Below are 21229 nucleotides of genomic sequence, written 5' to 3' on the forward strand. Positions count from 1 at the left end.
GGGCAGGCGCTACTCGACGCGCATCGAGCTCGCGCGGACGATGCGGATCCGCGCGTCACGCGCGTCGGGCTGGTTGACCGCGCGCGCGAACTCGGGCGCGGCGGGGGACGCCACCTCGACGACGGACGCGGTGGAGCCGATGCGGATCGCGCCGATCTGCTGGCTCGACACGCCGCCGCGGCGGCACACGAGGGCGAGCAGACGCCGGGGGTCGGCGCCGTGGCGCTCCCCCCAGTTGACCTGGAAGGGCACGAAGGGGAGGCGCGGGGGCTGCTCCCCGTTGCCTTGACGAGCGGCGGGGCGAGCGCGCGGCGGCGCCTCGGACCAGGACGGCGTGGAGGGCCGGGCGCGCGACGGCGCCCCGGACCAGGGCGGCGCGGAGGACCGGGCGCGCGACGGCGCCCCGGACCAGGGCGGCGCCGGCGGCCGGGCGCGCGACGGAGGCGGCTCGGAGCGGGGCGGCGCGACGGCGGTGACGGGCTGCGGAGCGCAGGGGCCGTTGTGCTTCGCCCGCGCGAGGAGGGCCGCGACGAGCTCGGTCGCGTCCATGTCCGCGAGCAGGCGGGCGGCGAGCTGCCTGTGCCGCGCCTCGGGCGCGGGGCCGGACGCCTCGCGCGGGCCGCGCACGTTCGCGTCGACCGCGGCCGCGTCGACCGCGGCCGCGTCAACCGCGACGGCATCGCCCGCGACCGCGTCGTCCGCAGCCGCGCCCTCCCGGCGCGCCGCGGCGAGCTCGGCGGCGAGCCGCTCGTCGGCGGCGCGGAGCACGTCGTCCGGCGACGGCGCCGGCTGGAACGTGGCCTCGACGCGCGCGCGCCGGAGCAGCCTCAGCGCGTGCTCTCGCGCGAACGGCGCGACGAGCAGCACGCTCGTCCCCTTGCGGCCCGCCCGGCCGGTGCGGCCGCTCCGGTGCGTGAAGATCTCGGGATCGCCAGGGGGATCGGCGTGGATGACGCGCCCGACCTCGGGGACGTCGATGCCGCGCGCGGCCACGTCGGTCGCGACGAGGGTCGTGACGGCGCCCGAGCGAAACGCGTCGAGCGTACGGGTCCGCTCGCGCTGCTCGAGGTCGCCGCTCAGGGCGCGCGCGGGCAGGCCGAGCGCGGTGAGCTTGTCGGCGAGCTCGGCGGCGCCCTCGCGGGTGCGCACGAAGACGAGCGTGCGCTCGCCGGGCGCGAGGAGCAGCAGGTTCACGACCGCCGCGTCGCGCTCCGCCGGCAGCACGAGGTGGGCGACGTGGGCGATGTCGCCGTTCGCGGCGCCGGGGCGCGTGCCCTCGACGCTCACCGCGTCGCGCTGGAAGCGATCGGCGAGCGCGCGGACCTCGCGGGAGAAGGTGGCCGACACGAGGTGGGTCTGGCGCTCCTCGGGCATCTTGCCGACGATCGCCTCGAGGTCGTCGCGGAAGCCGAGGTCGAGCATCTGGTCCGCCTCGTCGAGCACGAGGGCGAGGACGCCGCGCGGGTCGAGGGTCCCGCGGTCCAGGTGATCGAGCAGGCGGCCGGGCGTCCCGGCGATGACCAGGGGGTCGCGCCGCAACGAGCGCGCCTCGGCGCCGAAGCTCGTGCCGCCGGTGACGCACGCGACGCGCGCGCCGAGGGGCGAGAGAAGCCAGCTGAGCTCGCCGGCGATCTGCGCGGCGAGCTCGCGCGTCGGCGCGATGATCACCGCGGCCGGAGCCGCCGCAGTCCGGGGCGCGCCGTCGGGCGCGGCCGCGGCGGCGCGGTCGGCGAGGGCGCGCTCGAGGCGGGGGGCGAGCGCGAGGCCGATGGCCACGGTCTTTCCGGAGCCGGTCTGCGACGAGACACGAAGGTCCCGCCCGGCGAGCTCAGGGGCGAGGACAGCCTGTTGGACGGAGGTGAGGGAGGTGAAGCCGCGGCGGGCGAGGGCGCCCGCGAGCGGCGCGGGCAAGGCGTCGAGCGGTGAGTCTGGATTCATGAAAGCCGCGCAACCTAGCAGAAGCTGGACGGTTGTCGCGGCCAATCGCTCATCCGGCGTGGCGCAGCGCGGCCACCCTGCGCGCCGGGGGTGGGGGAGCTCCCCCGCCCTGCCGGGATGATGGAGCCGCCAAGGCGCCATAAAACACCAATATTATTGGTTTCCCTGGCGTCCTTGGCGGCTCGAACGCCCCCACCTTCAGTCAACGCGCCCCACCACCGCGCTCCGGATCACTGGGCGCTCGCCTTGGCCTTCTCGTCGAGCCAGGCCACCGTCCACGCGAGCGGGCTGTTCCAGTTGATCGTGATCTCGTTCGCCGACCACGCCTCGATGTGGTCGATGTAGCACTTCTGCGGGACGCACTTCGCGCGGTCCTCCGTCGCGTCGAGCGCCTCTTTCGCCACCGGATCCTCCAGCCCGGAGTTCGGCCCGCCGGAGACCGCGCCGGGCGGAGCGGAAGGGAACGACGCGTCCAGCTGGTGCGCCCAGAAGCGATGATGCGGGTTCTCGAGCGGGTTCTCGCCGTAGCCGGAGACATAGGACTTGTCCATCGGGTTGCGCCCGAGGAGGTAGTCCGCGCCCGACGCCACGCCGTCGAAGTACTTTTGCGCGCCGGTGAAGTCGTGGGCCAGGGCCAGGACCAGCATGTTGTTGAGCACGAAGGAGTTGGAGCCCCAGGGATACCCTCTCTCGTCCGCCTTGAAGGGCACCCGGTACCCCTCCGCGCCGATGACCTCGAGGTACTTGTCGGCGATGGCGATCAGCTTGGTCCGGGCCGCCTCACGCTCCGCCGCGGCGTGCTGAGCCTCGACCACGGCGAGCGAGATGGCGCCCAGCCCGTCGACCTGTCCCCACGTCATGGCGCTGAACGTGCCGTCCACGCCGGCGAGCTCGTCGCCGTAGGGCGACGCCGCGAGCTCGGTTTGATACGCGGCGTCCTCCGTGGTGAGGAAGAGCTCGGCGGCCGCCCAGTAGAACTCGTCGCTCAGCTCGGCGTCCCCATAGCCGCCGCCGCCCACGACGCCGCTCTCGTCCGGGACGACCTTCGGGTTCGCCTTCGCCGCGGTCCACGCCCGCGTCGCGGCCTCGAGGCACTGGGCCGAGAACGCGGGATCGAGCTCGCGCCAGATGCGCGCGGCCTGGGCCGCGGTGGCGGCCAGGTTGAGCGTCGCCGCCGTGCTGACCGGGCGCAGGAAGCGCGGCTGCGGATCCTCGTGCGGCGGCATCGGCAGGCCGGTCCACTCCAGATCGTGCATCTTGTGGTGCACCATGCCCGCGCTGGCCTCGCCTTCCGGCACCTGCATCGCGAGCATGAACTCGATCTCCCACCGGGCCTCGTCGAGGAGGTCGGGGATCTGGTTCGCGTTCTCGGGGATCTTCAGCTTGCCGTCGCCGAAGTCGTCCGCCGTGGACCCGAGCGCGACGAAGCGCTCGTACTGGTTCAGCAACGTCCAGGCGGAGATACCGCCGTTGACCACGTACTTGCCGTGATCGCCGGCGTCGTACCACCCGCCGGTGACATCGAGCGTGTACGTGCAGCCGAGATCCGCGCCGCAAGGGGCCTCGTCCGGCAGGTGCCCCGCCGGACGCGCGTGGTCCGGGCCGACGTACTGCTCCAGGATCTCGATGCCGGAGCGGTTGTGATAGAAGTACGCGAGCGCGTCGTACTTCATCTGAGAGTAGATGGTCGGGCCCACGTCGAACGGGTGGCTCGACACTTCCCCGACACGGAGGGTGTACCCCTCGCCGGGGGTGGTGAAGCCGCTGAAGTCGATGGTGTGCACGTGCTCGCCGGAGCTCGCGTCGTCGCCGACGACCCGGGTCGCTCCGCTGTCGACCACCGTGCCGCCGGCATCGACGAGCTCCCACGCATGCGGCTTGTCGGCCGCGGCGACGACCGTGGCGACCTTGGCGGCGGCCGGCAGGTACCCGACCTGGTTGACGCGGATCAGCTCGGTGCCCGACGGCGGTACCGTCTCGATCGGCACCTCGCCGCCCGTGCCGCCCGTGCCGCCAGAAGCCCCAGCGCCGCCCGCGCCGCCCGCGCCGCCCGCGCCGCCGGAAGCCCCCGCGCCGCCCGCGCCGCCGGAAGCCCCCGCGCCGCCCGCGCCGTCCGAGGGGCTATCGCCGCCGCAGCCAACAGCGGTGAGACCGCCCGCGAGCGCCAGAAGAAGAGACCCTCCCAACCACAGCCAGGAACGGTCCCGACGAGCCGACTTCGCAGCAAAAGAACAAAGCATGATGCGTATCTCCAGGTGAAGTTGAAGTCGCGCGACCAGACGGCACGCGCAGAATCTTACAGCGCCGCCACCATCGATGAAGTGGATGTCGGTGTCAAGCGCGATTGTGCGCTCTGGGCGTGGCGTGGGCGGAACGTCGTCGTCAGTAGTGCCAGGGATAACGGGTGAAGTCCGGGCGGCGCTTCTCCAGGAAGGCGTCTCGCCCCTCCTTCGCCTCCTCCGTGCCGTAGGCGAGCCGCGTCGCCTCGCCGGCGAAGAGCTGCTGTCCGACGAGCCCCTCGTCAGGCAGGTTGAAGCCGTACTTCAGCATCCGCATCGCGGTCGGGCTCTTCGAGTTGATGATCGCGCCCCACCGCAGCGCCTCCTCCTCGAGCTCCGCGTGAGGGACGACGGCGTTGACCATCCCCATCGCCGCCGCCTGCTCCGCCGTGTAATCGAGGCCGAGGAAGAAGATCTCCCGCGCCTTCTTCTGCCCCACCTGCCGCGCGAGCAGCGCCGAGCCATACCCGCTGTCGAAGCTCGCGACGTCCGGGTCCGTCTGCTTGAACATCGCGTGCTCGCGGCTCGCCAGCGTCATGTCGCAGACCACGTGGAGGCTGTGGCCGCCGCCCGCCGCCCAGCCGGGCACCACCGCGATGACGACCTTGGGCATGAACCGGATGAGCCGCTGCACCTCCAGGATGTGGAGCCGGCCGAGCCGCGCCGGGTCGGCCTGCCCCGCGCTCTCACCCTCGTATTTGTATCCGTCCTTCCCGCGGATGCGCTGATCGCCGCCGGAGCAGAACGCCCAGCCGCCGTCCTTCGGCGAGGGCCCGTTGCCGGTGATCAGCACACAACCCACGTCCGAGGTCGTGCGCGCGTGCTCGAGCGCGGTGTACAGCTCATCGACGGTGCGGGGACGAAACGCGTTGCGGACCTCGGGTCGGTTGAACGCGATGCGGACGGTGCCCTGGTCCACGGCGCGGTGATAGGTGAGATCCTCGAACGAGAACCCATCGACCTCACGCCAGCGCGCCGGGTTGAAAATCGCAGAGACGGTCATGGTCCACTCCTTTGGGGCGCGGACCGTACTCGCCTCATCGTGGGCTGGCAACCTCGGCGACATGACAGTGGCGGCCTCTGGGCGCGCGCGTGTTCGCCAGACCCGGGCGCCCCTTCTGGCGCAGCCGGCCCAGCACGCCCGCTAACGAGGCTCCCGATACCCTTGACACATATGCCGTTCTCGTAGACAAGCAGTCTTCGACGCGCGGTGAGGTCGACGTCGCGCCGCCTGGGGATTGCGCGTGCGCGCTCTGTCCAGGCGGCGCGCGAGGCGCTCGCCGGCGTTCGGACAGGAGAATCGCTGATGGCGGGCGGCCTCGACGACGGGCGCGCATCTGCCTGCCCGCGCGGGAGACGACATGGGCTTGAGCTACGAACGACTTTTTCAGGTCTCGTCAGGACTCCTGGCCACCGCCGACGCGCGTGGCTACTTCCATGATCTGAGCGCTGCCTGGGAGCAGACCCTCGGCTGGTCCCTCGACGAGCTCAGGGCCAGGCCCTACATCGAGCTCGTCCACCCCGACGACCGCGAGGCCACGCTCGCCGAGGCCACCGCCCTCTTCCAGGGTCGCGCGAACGGCCGGTTCGACAACCGGTATGTGTGCAAGGACGGCTCGTACCGGTGGCTCGGCTGGACCGCCCGTGTGGACATGGCCGAAGCGCCCTCCGAACGCCTCATGGTCGCCACGGCGCTCGACCTGACGAGCGACCGGGAGCGGACGGCGCAGCTCACGCAGGCGGCGGAGCTGACCACGGTCTACGAGAAGCTGTTCCGGGTGTCCGTGGGCCTGCTCGTGACCCTGGACGCAGAGGGGTACTTCCGCCACGCCAACCCGGCCTGGGAGCGCACCCTCGGCTGGTCCCCCTCGGAGATGATCGCGAAGCCGTTCATCGAGTTCGTCCACCCCGACGACCGCGAGGCCACGCTCGCCGAGGCCGCCGCGCTCTTCCAGGGCCACACGACCATCAAGTTCGACAACCGGTACGCGTGCAAGGACGGCTCCTACAGGTGGCTCGCGTGGACCGCTCACCTGGACGCGGCCGAGGAGCCGTCGCGCCGCCTCGTCTATGGCACCGCCCACGACGTCACGCCGTACAGGGAGCTGCTCGACAGGCTCGAGCGGACGCTCGCGCGGCTCCGCGACACGATGCAGGCGATGTCGACGCCGCTCATCCCGATCACCGATCGCATCATGGTCATGCCCCTCGTGGGCCAGATGGACTCGGAGCGGATCGATCAGGTGATGTCGGCCGCGCTCGCTGGAGTCCAGTCCACCCAGGCGCAGGCGGTCATCCTCGACGTGACAGGGCTCAAGGAAATCGACACGCGGGTCGCCGCCGGCCTCGTCGACACCGCGAAGGCGCTGCAGCTGCTCGGCGCAAGGACGATCCTGACCGGCATCCGGCCAGCGGTGGCGCAGACGCTCGTCGGGCTCTCGCTCGACCTGGGGGGCCTCCTGACCAAGAGCACGCTCCAGAGCGCCATCGCCTTTGCGCTGCAAAGCGACCAGGGCGCGCCACGGGCCCTCGCCCAATAAAAGCGTCGGAAACGTGCCGGCGCGCAGCGGCGGAGCAGCCGACCGCGCGGGGCGGATGCGCGCGCCGGGGGGGCTGGTGTATAAGGCCGCGTGGCGTGTGTTCGTGTCCCCGGAGGTCGCATGTCGCTCGGCCAAGGTTCGGTCGCAGGAGCCTGCTGCGCGGCCATCGCGTTGCTCACCGCCGTGTCGGCCTGCTCGACCAGGGTACGGAGGTTCGGAGACGACGGCGCCGGAGGCGGCGGGAGCGCCTCGGCGTCGAGCGCCGGCGGCGGCTCGGCCGGGAGCGCCGGCGAGGGCGGCTCTGCCTCGAGCGCCGGCGGCGGCTCGGCCTCGAGCGGCGGGGCCGGGTGCGAGCCCGGTCGCCAGGAGGCCTGTTACGGTGGGCCGCCGGACACGTTGAACCGCGGAGCCTGCCGCGCCGGCGTGAAGATCTGCGACGACGAAGGGAACGGGTACGGCCCATGCGCCGGAGAGGTGCTGCCCGCCGCCGAGCGCTGCGACACCGCCGAGGACGAGGACTGCGACGGCGCGGTCAACGCGGGGTGCGCCTACGCCCGGTGCGCCGACGTCCCCCGCGGCGCGCCGAGCGGCGTGGTTTCGCTCGATCTGGACGGGGCCGGAGGAGATCCGGAGTTCCCCGTGGTGTGCGATCTGGAGACGGACGGAGGAGGGTGGGCGCTCGTCTACAACAGCGTCGGTTCGGCGGAGGGAACGACGCTGTCGTTCTGGGACATCCCGTACGCCCAGCGGCTCGGGACCAAGGGCGAGCCGGCGCTCGAGCGGAACTTCTACAGGGGCTCCCTCTACCTCGTCGGCCGGGAGTACCGCGACGAGATCGCGGATATCGAGGGCACCGTCGCGGAGGTCATGCGCGCGACCGCCGAGGGCATCGACACGACGACCATGAAGCTCCTCCGCCCCCTGCACGTCTCCGGGGACGCCGACGTCTTCTTCTCCCATTTCCTCTCGGGGTGGTCGTCGCACGACTACGACGGTGATCCCGACCCGGGGAACTGCGCGATCGCGTCTCAGAACGTCACGCAGCACTATGCGCAGTGCTGGCACTACAACCTCGGCGCGGACGCGGACGAGCCCCACGACGACGGCGGCTGGGGCCCCCACCTGAGCACGTACGTCGCGAACCGGGTCGGGCTCGCGAACGACAATACGCGCTCTACCCGGGTGCGGCGAATCTCGCGCTGGACACGGTGGTGAGCCGGGCGTCAGGCGTACCTCCGCGCGTAGCTCCGCGGATTTCGTGACAATTTTCGGGAGGGTCGGGTATGCTCGCCCGGCCATGCGCTTCTATGCACTGACTTTTTTGACGCTCTTCGCGAGCCTCTGCCTGGCGAGCTGCTGGAACAGCGGCGGCTGCGTGGAGGGCGACGCGTGCGAGTGCTCCCAGGGTGACGAGTGTTACCTGGGCTGCGACGGTGACGATTGCGACCAGCGCTGCTTCCAGATGAATCGCTGCGGCGCCGTCTGCGAGCACGGGTGCTCGTTCGAGTGCTTCGATGTCGACGAGTGCTCGGCCTCCTGCGGGGACGACTGCGACCTCAACTGCCATAACACGGCGGCGTGCGGGGCCATCTGCGATCGCGACTGCCGGTACGAGTGCCATGACACGAGCCGGTGCGGCGTCAGCGTCGGCTCGGGCAGCGTCGTGACCTGCCGGAACGTGACGACCTGCGAGGTCGAGTGCCGGGGCTCATGCGAGGTGTTCTGCGACAACGTGGGCGGCGAGTGCCGCGTCACCTGCCCCGGCGGCGAGGCTGCGGTCATGTGCCCGAACGGCTCGCGCTCGTGCGGCGGATGCTGAGGAGACCGAGACCGATGCAGAGAGCGATGACATCGCAGCTTCGCGCGCCGCGCCTTTTGGCCGCCGCGCTCTCGTTCGCGGCGCTGACGATCGGGTGGACCGAGGTCGGCGAGGCGCAGATGACGATCAAGCGCCCCGGCGATCGCCCCGACTACAAGGTCGAGCTGGAGCCGCACCTCCTCCTCACGCCGTTCGAGCCGCTCGGCGGCCCCGGCGCCGGGAACGGCCTCGGCGCCGGGCTCCGCGCCACCATCGACATCGCGCCCGACGGCTTCATCAAGCGCATCAACGACTCGGTCGGGATCGGCTTCGGCCTTGACGGCATCCACTACGGAGGGGACGCGGACTACCGCGGCGAGTGCACCCGCTTCGAGAACGGGCCCGCGGGCACGCGTATCTGCACCGAGGTCGACCGGTACGGGGCGCCCTCGGACTACGTGTTCGGCTCGGTCGTGATGCAGTGGAACTTCTGGCTTCACCGGAAGTGGTCGGTCTTCGGCGAGCCGGGGCTGTCGCTGTATCTCGGCGACGTGGGCCGCGACGGGGTCTTCGGGGTCGCACCGGCCCTGTTCGTCGGCGGGCGCTTCCACTTCACGGAGAAGGTGACGCTCACGATGCGGCTCGGATACCCCGCGTTCTCGCTGGGCGTCTCGTTCCTCCTGTGAATTTCGCGCGCTCGCGGACGCCCCGCCCGCGTCGCGCGCCCCCGCGCCCCTCCCGCGCGTAGAGCGCCTCCTCACCGCTTCCCCGCGACGCCGGCCGACCTGATATCCTGCGCCGCATGCCGGAGACGCCGCGATCCGAAGAGACGCTCGGCTCGGCCTTGGTCGAGGACCTCACGGTCCCGAGGCTCGGCGCGCCGGCCGCGCAGCCCATGGAGGAGCTCTCGAGCTCGGCGCTCACCGAGGACATCGAGGCGATCGAGGCGGCGGCGGCCGGGAGCGCGGGCGGCGACCCGCTGATCGGGAGCCTGATCTCGGGGCGCTACCGCGTCCACGAGCTCATCGGGGAGGGCGGGATGGGCGCCGTCTATCGCGGCGAGCAGGTGCACCTCCGCAAGCAGGTCGCGATCAAGCTGCTCCGGCCCCTGGCCCGGCGGATGCCGGAGCTCGTGGTGCGGTTCGAGCGCGAGGCCGTCGCGGGAGCGCACATCCGGCACCCGAACGTCGTCGCCGCCATCGATTTCGGTCAGCTGGACGACGCGTCGTTCTTCCTCGTCCTCGAGTACGTCGAGGGCACGCCGCTCAAGGAGGCGATCGCGGGGGGACGGCTCGCGCCCGCGCGGGCGCTCCGCATCGCGCGCCAGATCGCGTCGGCGCTCGCGGCGGCGCACGAGAAGGGCATCGTCCACCGCGACGTGAAGCCCCAGAACGTCCTGCTCGACGCGCACGATCAGGTCAGGCTCATCGATTTCGGGCTCGCGAAGGTGAACGTCGATCTCCTGTCCAGCCAGAGCCGCAAGACGGCGACGCCGAGCCCCGCCCTGACCAGCGCCGGCGAGGTCTTCGGCACGCTCGCGTACCTCGCGCCGGAGGCGCTGCGCGGGATGGACGCGGTGGACGCGCGCGCGGACCTGTACGCGCTCGGGCTCGTGCTCTACGAGATGCTCACCGGACAGCACCCCTTCGACACGAAGAACGTGGTCGAGCGGCTCAAGCAGCAGGGGCCGGGAGGGCCGCCGGCCCTCCGCGTGCGCGCTCCGGATCTGGAGGTGCCGTACGAGGTCCAGCAGGCCGTGATGCGGCTCATGGAACACGATCCGGCGTTCCGCTTCCAGACGGCGGCCGACGCCATCGCGGCGCTCGATGAGGGGCTCGCGGCGCTCACGCGCGCGGCGGCGCCGGCGGCGGGCGCGAGCACCGCGGCGGGCCAGGCCACGGCGGGCGGAGCCAACGCGGCGGGCGGGGCCGCCGCGCAGGCTGCGAAGGCGGCGCCCAGGGAGCAGGCGCCGTCTGCCTGGCCGGGGCCCCGGGCGACCTTGCTCGCGCGCGCGCACCGCGGGCCCACGGCCTCGGCGCGCTGGGTGCCCCTCGCGGCGGCGCTCTCGGCCCTGGCGGCGCTCGCGATCGGCGTCGCGCTCTGGCTCGTCGTCCGGCGACCCGCGGCGACCACGGAGGCGTCGGCCGTCGCCTCCGTCGAGCCCCCGCCGGCGCCGCCAGCGCCGCCCCCCGCGTCGGCGAGCGCAGCGCCCGAGGACGACGCCCGCGGCGCCCCGAGCCCGCGCGCGCAGCTCAGCCGGGCGGTGGCGACCAGGAACTGGGTGCTCGGGGCGCGGTCGCTGCTGGCCCTCGCCGAGGCCGATCCGGAGCTCGCCCTGAGCAGGGGCCTGCGCGAAGAGGTGCTCTCCACCGTGGCGGGCATCGGGTTCGAGGACGACAACCCGGCGGCGGACGAGGTCTTCGACCTGCTCACGAACCGGCTCGGCAGCGGCGGGCTGGACGTGCTGCTCGACCTCGTGCGCGCGCGCGGAGGCACCAAGGCGGCCCGGCGCGCCAGCGAGATCCTGGCCCGGCCCGACGTGATGGCGCGCGCGACCCCCGCGCTCCGCGTCCTCTTCGCGTTCCGCAGGGCCAGCTGCGGCGGCAAGCGGGCGCTCTTCGGCCGCGCCGCGGCCGAGGGGGACGAGCGCATGCTCTTCGAGCTCCAGGTGCTGCACGGCGCGCGGTGCAGGCGGAACGATCCGTGCTGCTTCCGCGACGACAAGGCGATCGCCGACGCGATTCAGCAGCTGAAGACGCGCCTCGGGACGTGACCGGCGCGCGCGGCGCGCCTCCTTTCAGCCGGGCCCCCGACGGAGGCGCCGCTCAGAGCAGGCCGCAGCCAGGGTAGAGCGGCAGGAGATCGCTGTCGCGCACGTAGCTCCGGATCGTCTCCGAGTAGCTCGGCCCGAGCAGCGGACCCAGGAGAGGCCCGAGCAGCGGAAGCGTGTGGCACGTCTGATCGCCGTCGGCGTCCGTCAGGCAGGTCAGATCGCAGAGACCGAGGAAGGCGATACCGCACGTCGGCACGTGGCCACAGAGCCGCTCCAGCGAGAGGAGGCCGAGATCGAGCGGGCAGCTCAGCGAGAGCGACGAGAGCTCCCCGGTGAGATCGGGATCGATGCAGGCATATCCGGCGATGGCCGAAGGAAGGAACGCGTTGCCGTACATCGTGGCGTCGTGGACGACGAACTCCGCGAAGGGCTCCTCGTCCGAGGAGCACTCGAGGGCCGGGTGGCTGCCATCCAGAAAGATATCCACATGCTCGCCGGTGCCGTTCAGGTGTTGGAAGATGCACGCAGAGACCCAGCGCTGCTCCGAGGTGGTGAGACCACGCCCCGTCCACTCCGGCGCGAACCCGAAGGAGCCGTAGAACTCACGGCCGTCCGGACCGTAGACGACCTGGTCAGAGGACAGCGCGCAGCGCACGGTGTAGTCGAGCACGCTCTTTCCGCCGGAGGTGCCGAGCAGCGCCGTCGGAACCACGACGTCGTTGGCGCCCACGAGCGCGCGCTGGCCGAGCGCGCGGAATGCCGTGCGGTTCGCCGGCGCCCAGAAGTCGCTGGGGAGCAGGCCGTTGCATCCGATGGGCACCGCATTGCGCCGTATTGGCAGCTCCGCCGTCTCGACGGGCTCGGTGTCCGACGGAGCGTCGGGGTCGGTGTCCGACGGGGCGGCGCATCCCGCCGTGAACAAACCGGCGCCAAGCAGACCAACCGCAATGAAACGGATCGATGACATTCAGCTCTCCTCCGAGAAAGGCGCGCTGCCACGCACGAGGCCAGGCTCCGACACCGACCAGCAATCTCGCTCTTACTTAAATTAGCAGTCTTTCATTTTCCAGGAAGACATGCAATACCGAAAACTAGCACACGGAGGTTTGTTGCCCCTATACGGACTCGCCGGATTATCGAACGGAACGCGCCCTATCGAGTCAGGATCGGGTCACTGCGACACGGCCGGACGAACGTCCGGCGTCCGCGATGCCTCCTCCAGGGTGCGCTCCAGCTCGACGAAGCGGGACAGCCACAGGGGGCTGTCCCCGCGGTGCTCCCGCGCGCTCGCGAGCGCCTCCTCCGCCTCACGCACGTGTCCGCGACGTAGCGACATGCGAGCACGCCAGTAAAGGAACATCAGCGTCTGCTCGGCGATCGACTGGTCTTTCACCAGCCGGATCGCTTCGCCCCACGTCAGAGACGACGGAGGTGCCGGCCGGAGCCCGATCTCCGAGAGCACGAGCTCGAGCAAGCCGTATTCCGTGAGGTCGCCCGGCTCGAGGGCGCAGGATCGCTGGATCCACAGGACGAGCTGGCTGGCCTGCTCATACTCGTCGAGCGCGAGGTGGATCTGCGCGAGCAGCATCGCCGTCTGGGGCATCGGGCGCTCGGAGGCCTGCTCTTCCAGCCACCGGGCGCGCCGCAGGAGCGCGAGCGCCTCGCGTTGCCTGTCGCTCCAGTGGAGCAGCACGGCGACGTTGTACGAGGCCATCTTCTCCAGCCACGGATTGCCGATCTCGCGCGCGAGATCGACGGCGCGGCGCAGGTCGCCGACCGCGCCCGGCAACGACCACCGCCAGGCCCACAGCGCGATGCGGTTGATGTACGCCCCGCAGAGGTGAAATCGATCGCCGGCCGCCGTGACCAGGGCGATCAGGTCCTCGGAGGCGCGCTCGGCCTCGTCGCGGCGACCTGCGCTCGCGAGCTGGAACGACAGCATGATCAGGGCAGGGACACGCGCGTCGTAGTCTCCCGACGCCGCGGCGCGATCGGCGCACGCGGTGAGCTCCGCGATGGCCTCCTCGGTCCTCCCCCGCCGCCACGAGGTGCGGGCCTCGGCGACCCGGAGGCGCAGCGCGAGCTCCGGAGAGCCCTGCGCGCCGACGAGCGGCCGCGCCTCCTCCACCCGGCGCGCCGAGGCCTCGAACTCGAAGGCCCAGTCGAGCACGGTCGCGTCCTCGAGCAGGAGGCCCGCCCTCGCCTGCGCGTCGCCGAGCGCCTCGGCCAGCGCGAGCGCGTCGCCGAAATCGCTTCGCGCCTCCCGGACGCGGCACATCCGGTACCGGCTCCTGCCACGGCCCGCGAGCGCGCGCGCGCGCCGGGGCGCGTCGCCCTGCTCGGCGATCTGGAGCGCGGCGTCGTAGCGCCGGTCCGCCTCGACGGCGTCGTGCCGCGCGGACGCGAGATCGCCGAGCGCGAGGTAGGCGTCGGCCGCCTCGGCGCGCTCGCCGCACACGGCCGCGTGGCGCGCGAGCGCGCGGAGGCCGTCGGTCGAGCCGGCCGCCACCTGCGCCCGCCAGTACGCGAGGGCGCTCCGGTGGATCGCGGCGCGGTGCGCCGGGTCGAGCATCTCGTAGACCGCCTCCTGGAGGACCGCGTTCTGGAACGCGTGCCGGTCGTCCCCGCCGCCGCGGCCCTCGCCGTCGCGCAGCAGGATCCGCCGCTCGACCAGGGCCGCGAGCCCGAAGCCCGCGTCGACCATCGCTCCGGCGCCGCCCGCGCGCTCCAGGCCGTCCAGCACCGCCTCGAGCTCGGCGCGATCGAACGACATGCCGAGCGCCGAGCAGACCCGGGCGCACGTCGCGAGCTCCGGCGGCAGATCGTCGAGCCTCTGCGCCGCGAGCCATTGCCACGCCGGCGCGGGCGGCAGCGCCTCGACCTCCGCGGTCGCCACGTACGAGCCGCCGCCGGCGCGCCGGCGCACGGCGCCCACGCGCTTGAGCGAGCGGACGATCTGCCGCAGGCAATCCGGGTTGCCCCCCGCCCAGTCGGCCAGCCGGCGGAGGATCTCCGCCGGCGGGTACTCGGCCGGCAAGAGCAGGCGCGAGGCGAGATCCATCGCCGCCTCCTCCGCGAGGGGAGCGAGCGTCACGCGGGTGTGGCGCTGGTTGCGCTGCCCCCAGCTGGGACGGGCCTGCTCGAAGCGAGGGCGCGCGGTCACGACCACCCAGAGGGGGATGCCCTCGCCGTCGAGCGTGGCGTACTCGAGGGCGTCGAGCAGCACGTCGTCCGCCTGGTCGGCGTCGTCGAGGATCACCGCCAGGGGGCCGCGGCGCGCCCCGCTGCGGAGCGCCTCGGCGAGCGCCAGCATCAGGCCGTTGCGGGCCTCCCCGGGCAGGCGCCCCCTGCGGGGCCCGGTCCAGCCGAGCGCCGCGGCGACGGCCTCCCACGTCGCGCCGCCGAGCGTCTCGCCGAGCCGATCCACGCAGAACTGCCGCGGGTCTCCGGGGCTCTCCCTCGGCGCGTCGAGCGCGACGCAGAGGAGCGCGCGCACGGCCTGCGCTGCGCCGCCGTGGATGGGGTGGAGCGCGCGCGCGGCCACCACGCGCACGTCCGGGACCGGCACGCCGGCGATGCTGGCCGCCTCGGCCGCGAGGCGCGTCTTGCCCAGACCGGCGTCGCCGATGAGCGTGAACAGGCCGGGGCACGTCCCGTCGAAGGCGTCGGTCGCGCTGGCCGCGAGCGCCGAGAGCACGTCGTCGCGGCCGAGCAGCGCCGGCTCGCGCAGGCTCTCCGGGTCGCCTTGCGGCGTGGGGGCGACCTCGTCGTCGGGCAGCGCGCGCTCGAACTCCTCGGTCATCGCGAGGCCGCCCCAGGGCTCGGCCGGCAACCACGTCTCGGGGCGCTCGATCGGCGCGCCGTAGGCGGCGTGCAGCCCGCCGGTGACCCTGCGCAGGCGCACGCTGGCGAGGTGCAGCGCCACGCGCACGCCGCCGCCCAGCGCGAGATCGCGCGCCGCGGCCAGCGCTGCGCGGGCCGGATCGTCGACGTCCCTCGCGGAGAACACGGCGAGGCAGCGCTGCCCCCGCTGCCGCGCGACGAACCCCCGGCGGCCGCCGATCGCCGCGATCACCGGCCCCACGCCGCCCTCCGCGAAGAGCAGCGCGACCGGCTGCCGCCCCTCGGCGACGGCCGCCGCGGCGCCGTCGTCCTGCCGCTGCGATCGCGGCGCGGACGGAGGCGGGATCGAGTCGGCGCGAGGCCGCGCGCGCAGGGCGTGCAGGGTGCGCCGGAGCGCGGCGGCGCTGTCCGGGCGGCGGCTCGGGTCCTTGGCGAGGCAGGCGAGCGTCAGCGCCTCCAGCCCCTCGGGGACGTCCACGAAATCGCTCGGGCGCGGCGGGCGCAGCGCCAGGTGGCCATGCTCGACGGCGGTCTCGCCGCCGACGAACGGCGGGCGCAGGGTGAGCAGCTCGAACAGGATGACGCCGAACGCATAGATGTCCGCGCGCGCGTCGATCCGCGAGGCGTCGCCCCGGAGCTGCTCCGGAGCCATGTACTCCGGCGTCCCCACGATGTCGCCGGCGCGCGTCACGCCGGCGGACGCGGCCGGCGGCTCGCCGTCGGACGCGAGCTTCCCCAGGCCAAAATCGAGCAGCACCGCGCGGCCGCTCGAGCCGAGGAGGAAGAGGTTCTCCGGCTTGAGATCGCGGTGGATGACGGCGCACGCGTGCGCCGCCTCGATCACGGCGAGGATCGCGTCCGCGCGCCCAGCGGCGCGGTCCGGATCGAGCGGCGCGCGCAGCGCCGCCAGCTCTTCGGCGAGGGTCTGGCCGAAGAGCCGCTCCATCGCGAGGTACGGCCGCCCCCCGGGGAGCTCGCCGCAAGCGACCAGCTGCGGGACGTGCGGCACGCCGACGCGCTCGAGCAGCGCGGCCTCCCGCCGGAACCGCTCTCGCAGGTTCCACGCCGCGTGCCTCCCCACCTTGATGGCGACCGGCGATCCATCGCAGTCCTGCTGCGCGGCCCAGACGTCGGAGAAGCCGCCATGACCGAGCGGCCCGAGCAGGGAGAAGCCCTCGATCGCGGGCGCCGCGCCCTCCACGGCGTCGTGCTCGCCGGGCGGCGGCGTAAAACCATCTCTGACGCACCGAGCGTCAGCGGCGAGCCGCCCGTGACATACGGGGCAACGGTGCATGAGTGGGCTCGATCTGCGGGCAGCCGAAGGTCGCGCTGGACGACAGCGAAGCGTACTGTAATGCGCGAACTCAGCGGTTGTCATGTAGAAGTCAGCGGGTGTCACCCATGAAGAACCCCTGCCAAGACGATGAGCCGTCCCCCGTCGCGGCGCCGGCCGGCGCCCCCGCGGGCGAGCCGCCGATCGGCGCGTCGCAGACATGGAAACAACGCACGCCCGACACACACGATCGCGAGGGCGCAGGTCCCGGCGCCCCGCGCGCCGCGGCGCTGCGGGCAGGCGAGTACCTCCTCGACGGCGTCATCGCCGAGGGTGGGTTCGGCGTCGTCCACCGCGCGGTGCACGCGACGAGCAGGGCGCCGGCGGCGGTCAAGATCATGCACGCCGACCTGATCTCGCGCGCCGACGTGGTGCTCCGCTTCCAGCGCGAGGTGGACGCGATCGGGCGGATCCGGCACCCGAGCGTCGTGGAGATCCTCGAGGTCGGGCGGCTCGACGACGGGCGGCCCTACTATGTGATGGAGCTCCTTCAGGGAAAGAGCCTCGAGCAGCACCTGTTCGCGCGCGGCCGGCTCCCGGCGGACGAGGCGCTCGCGATCCTCGATCCGCTCTGCAGCGCGCTCGCCGCGGTCCACGCGCTCGGGATCATCCACCGCGACGTGAAGCCCTCGAACGTGATCCTGTGCGAGCACGGCGGGGAGCTCAGGGTGGTGCTGCTCGACTTCGGCATCGCGAAGCTGCTCGGCCCGACGGATCTCTCGCTCACGTCGTCACGGCACGTCGTGGGGACCCCGGCGTTCATGTCGCCCGAGCAGCTCCTCAACCGGCCTGTCGACATGCGGACCGACGTCTACGCGCTCGGCGCGCTGCTCTACACGATGATCGCGGGATCCATGCCGTTCCTGGCGACCACGTACCCGGTGCTGCGCCACCTGCACCTGCACCAGGCGCCGCCCCGCCCGAGCCTGCACGCGCCGGTCGACCCGGCGTTCGACGATATCGTCGTGCGGGCCATGAGCAAGGATCCCGCCGGCCGCCACCCGGACGTCACCGCGTTCCTGGGCGACGTGCGGGCCGCGACGGCGCGGATCGCGCGGACCGGCGCGGTGGAGGCGGGGCACATCCGGCGCCTCGCCATCGGGCTGCTCGTCGAGGTCCTCGCCGAGAGCCGCGCGCTCGAGGCCCCCACCGACGCCTTCCTGGCTGAATTCGAGGCCGTGGTCCCGGACGCCGTGGCCGCGCTCGCGCCCTCGGGGTTCTCGCCGCTCGCGATCACGAGCACCAGCGCGCTGCTCGCGGCGCCCTTTCGGCGCGGCGAGCGCGGCACCGAAGAGGCGCGCCACCGCGCGATCGCGGCCGCCGTCGCGCTGCACACGGGGCTCGCCGGGCCGGGCCAGCGCGATCCCAGGATCAGCGTCCGCTTCTGCCTCCACGCCGGCGACGTGGTGCTCACCGAGGACGGCGCCCTGGTGGGCGGGAACCTCCTCGAGCTCTCCTCGTGCCTCTCGGAGGCGGCTGAGCCGGGCGTGTACGCGTCGCCGGCGATGCTCGATGGCGTCGCCTTCTTGTCCCACCGGGTCTCGGGGGCCGCCGGCGCCACGATCCCGATGCGCCGCGTGTTCGTGCGGCCGCCGGGCCGCGCCGCGACCCCCGCGTAGCGCCCCGGCGCTCGCGGGGCCGCGAGCGCCGGGCGCAGGATGGGTCAGCGGGCGGGCTTGACGAACTTGAGGGTCATGCGGTCGCTCTCGCCGATCGCGGCGTAGCGCGCGCGGTCCTTGTCGCCGAGCCGGAAGTTCGGCGGCAAGGTCCAGACCCCTTCCGGGTAGTCTTTCGTGTCCTTCGGATTCGCGTTGACCTCGGACTTGCCGCCGAGCTTGAAGCCCGCCGACTCGACCTTCTGGATCACCCACGCTTCCGGGAGGTATCCCTGTTTCGCGCTCTCATCGGGGTTGGCGTCCGGCTTCGCCCGGTGCGCCACGACGCCGAAGACGCCGCCCGGCTTGAGCGCCTTGAACGCCTCGGCGACATAGACGTCGAACTTGCCGCTCCGGTGCCAGTTGTGCGCCTCGCGAATGGCGATGACGAGGTCGGCCTTGCCCTCGATCCCGAGCTTCGGGCTGTCGCGATCGATCACGACGACATCGACCTTGCCGAACAGCTCGGGCGACTTCTCGATCATGCGCTTCACACGCTTGCCATAGAGCGTGTTGCGCGAGTCCGCGGGGCCGTTCGGATCGAACGCCGTGATGATGAGCTTGCCCTTCTTCGCGAGCACCGGCGCGAGCAGCTCGGTGTACCAGCCCTCGCCGGCCCCGAGCTCGATGACCGTGCTCGTCTGCTTGAGGCCGAAGAACTCCAGGTTCTCGACCGGGTGCCGGGCGGCGTCGCGCTCGGCGTTGCCCGGGGCGCGGTGCTTCCCCTTGAGCGCCGCCCGCAGCGCGGCGCCCGCGCTCGGGTAGTTGGCCGCGATGAGCGCCTTGACCTCGGCCTTGAGCGCGTCGTCGAACCGCGCCGCCTCCTTGTCGGCCTTGGCCTCCATGGCCTTCGTGTCCTCGGCGAGCTTGGCGAGCTCCGCCTGCTTCTTCTCGGCTTCCGGGTCCGCCTTGGGCGTCGCCGCCTCGGGCTGCGCGGCCGGCGCGGGGGCCGGCGGCGCCTGCGCGGGGGCCGGCGGCGGGGGCGGCGGGGCGCTCTCGACGGGCGGCGGGCTCCCCGCGCAGGCGGAGAGCGCGCCAGCGAGGACGAACAGCAAGGTCCTTGAAGTGATGTGCATGCGCGGTTGCGTAGACCGGAGGGAGGACGGCCGCAAGATGTGGGGAGACGTGGCGAGACGACGCGAAACGATGCGAGACACCGCGAAACCACAGGGAAAACCGGCGAGGTTCCGCGTTGACCGGGCGGCGGGGCCAGGGTAGCGTACGCGGTCCCGGGGGGTGCTCGCACACTCACGCAGGTGGCCGATGCCGCTCAAGGTTCATAACACGCTCACGAGGAAGAAGGAGCCTTTCGTCTCCGCCCGGCCGAAGGTCGTGCGCATCTACACGTGCGGTCTCACGGTCTACGCCCCGATGCACATCGGCCATGCGCGCACCTACTGCTTCTGGGACGTCTTCCGCCGCTACCTCGAGTACCGCGGCTATCACGTGCTGAGCATCATCAACTACACGGACATCGACGATCGCATCATGCAGCGCGCGAGCGAGCGCGAGGGCGCCGTCGACGTCGCCGAGCGGAACATCGCGGCGTTCCGGCGCGACTGCCGCAAGCTCCACATCAAGGACTACGCCGTCTACACGCGCGCCACCGACTTCGTCGACGAGCAGGTCGACATGGCGAAGCGCCTGATCGAGAAGGGCCACGCCTACACGGTGAACGGCGAGGTCTTCTACGAGGTCGGCACGTGGGCGTCCTACGGTGAGCTCTCGGGGCGCAAGGTCGACGAGCAGGAGGTCGGGGCGAGCGGCCGCGTCGAGGAGGACTTCGCTCGGAAGAGGCACCCGGCGGACTTCAGCCTCTGGAAGCCGACCGGCCCGGGCCAGCCGAGCTGGCGCACCGGCGAGGAGGGGTGGCCGACCGGACGCCCCGGCTGGCACATCGAGTGCTCGGCGATGAGCACGGCGCTCCTGGGCGACCATTTCGACGTCCACGGGGGCGGCATCGACAACATGTTCCCTCATCACGAGAACGAGATCGCGCAGAGCGAGCCGCTCTGCGGGCGGCCCTGGGTGCGCTACTGGCTGCACCCGGAGCACCTCGATCTCAAGGACATGAAGATGTCGAAGAGCCTCGGGAACGTCATCTCCGTCGAGGAGCTCCTGTCGAGGCACGGGCACGACGAGGCGCGGTGGTTCTTCGTGACGCAGCATTACCGTTGCAAGCTCCCGTTCGGCTGGGAGCTGCTCCAGCAATCCGCTCAGGGCTATGCGCGCATCAAGAAGCTCGCGACGGTCCTCGCCGAAAAGCTGAGCGGCGCGACGGAGGCCCCCCTCGCCCCGGGCGCGTACGCGTCGCAGCGACCCGAGGAAGAGCGGTTCCCGAGGATGCGCCACCAGTACGTTCACGGCCAGTTCGGGGAGCTCACCGAGCGGTTCATCGCGCGCTTCATCGAGGCGATGGACGACGATCTGAACACGCCGAACGCTGTGGCTGCATTTTTCGATTACGTGAGCGCGCTCTATTCGGCGGGGATCGAGCGGTGTGAGGACCGCCCCTCGCTGCTCGCGGTCTACCGGGCGATCGTGCGTCACCTCGCGGTGTTCGGGGTGGAGATCGCCGAGCCGGCGCTGTATCCGGAGCTCGTTCCGGACTACGCGCTCGCCCCTGCCGAGGGCGCGGCTGGGCGCGGGGGTGACGCCGCGATCGACCGGCTGATCGCGATGCGCCAGGCGGCCCGGAAGGCGAAGGACTTCGCCAAGGCGGACGCCATCCGCAACCTGCTGACCGAGGCAGGTGTCGTGCTGGAAGATACTCCCCGCGGTCCCCGCTGGTCCTTCTCCTGAGGAGCTCTCCCGCTTCGGATACGGGCCCATCTCGACGTTTTCGGTGCTCGGCGTACCAGAGTACGCCTCCGCGCCGAAAACGCCGATCTGGGCCCGTCTCCTGTGCGGGAGAGCTCCGCTAACGGGTGTATCAGAGCTCGGAGAAAGAGCGGAGAGGATCGCGCGGCGGAAACTTGCCGGGAGCGGCGCGGCGGAGGGCGCGGGCTGGAGACGGCTGCCGCCCGGGATTCGGCCACGGACAACGCCGCGGCGTCAAAGGGCGGCGCGC

At 72.3% G+C, this 21229-nt stretch carries 13 protein-coding genes; 7 read left to right on the forward strand and 6 right to left on the reverse strand.

What is annotated here, in order from left to right; genetic code table 11:
* Positions 1 to 9: 9 nt before the first annotated feature.
* From WME73_RS29695 to WME73_RS29705, 3 genes are all read right to left on the reverse strand, one after another.
* Entirely contained in the window at positions 10 to 1938 is a 1929-nt protein-coding gene (locus tag WME73_RS29695; protein WP_437911721.1) for a DEAD/DEAH box helicase, read from the reverse strand.
* Positions 1939 to 2168: 230 nt separating this feature from the next.
* Positions 2169 to 4124 carry a glycoside hydrolase family 9 protein gene (locus tag WME73_RS29700; protein WP_437911722.1) on the reverse strand — a complete coding sequence of 652 codons (1956 nt, stop codon included), beginning with the start codon at positions 4122 to 4124 and terminating at the stop codon, positions 2169 to 2171.
* Positions 4125 to 4320: 196 nt separating this feature from the next.
* A complete protein-coding gene (locus WME73_RS29705) occupies positions 4321 to 5220 on the reverse strand; it encodes a 1,4-dihydroxy-2-naphthoyl-CoA synthase (RefSeq protein ID WP_012237941.1) in 900 nt (299 codons plus the stop codon).
* A gap of 358 nt (positions 5221 to 5578) precedes the next feature.
* Between WME73_RS29705 and WME73_RS29710 the strand changes: the two genes are divergently transcribed.
* The 5 genes from WME73_RS29710 to WME73_RS29730 all read left to right on the forward strand — a co-directional run bounded on the left by WME73_RS29710 (position 5579) and on the right by WME73_RS29730 (position 11328).
* Positions 5579 to 6757: a PAS domain-containing protein gene (locus WME73_RS29710; RefSeq protein ID WP_437739765.1), complete on the forward strand. Its 1179-nt coding sequence runs from the start codon at positions 5579 to 5581 to the stop codon at positions 6755 to 6757.
* Between the two features lie 120 nt (positions 6758 to 6877).
* The gene (locus WME73_RS29715; protein ID WP_437911723.1) at positions 6878 to 7972 is read left to right on the forward strand and encodes a fibrinogen-like YCDxxxxGGGW domain-containing protein; all 1095 of its coding nucleotides are present in this window, start codon (positions 6878 to 6880) and stop codon (positions 7970 to 7972) included.
* 82 nt (positions 7973 to 8054) lie between these two features.
* On the forward strand, positions 8055 to 8576 hold the full coding sequence (locus WME73_RS29720) for a hypothetical protein (protein ID WP_437739767.1): 522 nt from the start codon (positions 8055 to 8057) through the stop codon (positions 8574 to 8576).
* 26 nt (positions 8577 to 8602) lie between these two features.
* Positions 8603 to 9241, forward strand: coding sequence for a hypothetical protein (locus WME73_RS29725; protein ID WP_437739768.1), 639 nt, complete (start codon positions 8603 to 8605; stop codon positions 9239 to 9241).
* 116 nt (positions 9242 to 9357) lie between these two features.
* The gene (locus WME73_RS29730) at positions 9358 to 11328 is read left to right on the forward strand and encodes a protein kinase domain-containing protein (RefSeq protein WP_437911724.1); all 1971 of its coding nucleotides are present in this window, start codon (positions 9358 to 9360) and stop codon (positions 11326 to 11328) included.
* Between the two features lie 52 nt (positions 11329 to 11380).
* Here the strand turns inward: WME73_RS29730 and WME73_RS29735 are convergent, their stop codons facing one another.
* Complete coding sequence (locus WME73_RS29735) at positions 11381 to 12295, reverse strand: hypothetical protein (RefSeq protein WP_437911725.1); 915 nt, start codon at positions 12293 to 12295, stop codon at positions 11381 to 11383.
* Between the two features lie 204 nt (positions 12296 to 12499).
* A complete protein-coding gene (locus WME73_RS29740; protein ID WP_437911726.1) occupies positions 12500 to 16372 on the reverse strand; it encodes a protein kinase domain-containing protein in 3873 nt (1290 codons plus the stop codon).
* A 200-nt stretch (positions 16373 to 16572) separates the two neighbouring features.
* Here WME73_RS29740 and WME73_RS29745 point away from each other — a divergent pair, with 200 nt between their 5' ends.
* Entirely contained in the window at positions 16573 to 18123 is a 1551-nt protein-coding gene (locus WME73_RS29745) for a serine/threonine-protein kinase (protein ID WP_437911727.1), read from the forward strand.
* Positions 18124 to 18167: 44 nt separating this feature from the next.
* Here the strand turns inward: WME73_RS29745 and WME73_RS29750 are convergent, their stop codons facing one another.
* Complete coding sequence (locus WME73_RS29750) at positions 18168 to 19235, reverse strand: class I SAM-dependent methyltransferase (RefSeq protein WP_437911728.1); 1068 nt, start codon at positions 19233 to 19235, stop codon at positions 18168 to 18170.
* 187 nt (positions 19236 to 19422) lie between these two features.
* On the opposite strand from WME73_RS29750, the gene cysS reads away from it, so the two are divergent.
* Positions 19423 to 20961, forward strand: a complete 1539-nt coding sequence (cysS, locus tag WME73_RS29755; protein ID WP_437911729.1) for a cysteine--tRNA ligase — start codon at positions 19423 to 19425, stop codon at positions 20959 to 20961.
* Positions 20962 to 21229: the final 268 nt, after the last annotated feature.

Origin of the sequence: Sorangium sp. So ce302 (assembly GCF_051530145.1) — a bacterium.
Taxonomy (GTDB): domain Bacteria; phylum Myxococcota_A; class Polyangia; order Polyangiales; family Polyangiaceae; genus Sorangium; species Sorangium cellulosum_B.

Bases quoted from the DNA above. Each gene is read 5' to 3' on its own strand.
- WME73_RS29695 (WP_437911721.1), bottom strand. From the start codon at position 1,938: ATGAATCCAGACTCACCGCTCGACGCCTTGCCCGCGCCGCTCGCGGGC.
- WME73_RS29705 (WP_012237941.1), bottom strand. From the start codon at position 5,220: ATGACCGTCTCTGCGATTTTCAACCCGGCGCGCTGGCGTGAGGTCGAT.
- WME73_RS29710 (WP_437739765.1), top strand. From the start codon at position 5,579: ATGGGCTTGAGCTACGAACGACTTTTTCAGGTCTCGTCAGGACTCCTG.
- WME73_RS29715 (WP_437911723.1), top strand. From the start codon at position 6,878: ATGTCGCTCGGCCAAGGTTCGGTCGCAGGAGCCTGCTGCGCGGCCATC.
- WME73_RS29720 (WP_437739767.1), top strand. From the start codon at position 8,055: ATGCGCTTCTATGCACTGACTTTTTTGACGCTCTTCGCGAGCCTCTGC.
- WME73_RS29725 (WP_437739768.1), top strand. From the start codon at position 8,603: ATGACATCGCAGCTTCGCGCGCCGCGCCTTTTGGCCGCCGCGCTCTCG.
- WME73_RS29730 (WP_437911724.1), top strand. From the start codon at position 9,358: ATGCCGGAGACGCCGCGATCCGAAGAGACGCTCGGCTCGGCCTTGGTC.
- WME73_RS29735 (WP_437911725.1), bottom strand. From the start codon at position 12,295: ATGTCATCGATCCGTTTCATTGCGGTTGGTCTGCTTGGCGCCGGTTTG.
- WME73_RS29745 (WP_437911727.1), top strand. From the start codon at position 16,573: ATGAAGAACCCCTGCCAAGACGATGAGCCGTCCCCCGTCGCGGCGCCG.
- WME73_RS29750 (WP_437911728.1), bottom strand. From the start codon at position 19,235: ATGCACATCACTTCAAGGACCTTGCTGTTCGTCCTCGCTGGCGCGCTC.
- cysS (WP_437911729.1), top strand. From the start codon at position 19,423: ATGCCGCTCAAGGTTCATAACACGCTCACGAGGAAGAAGGAGCCTTTC.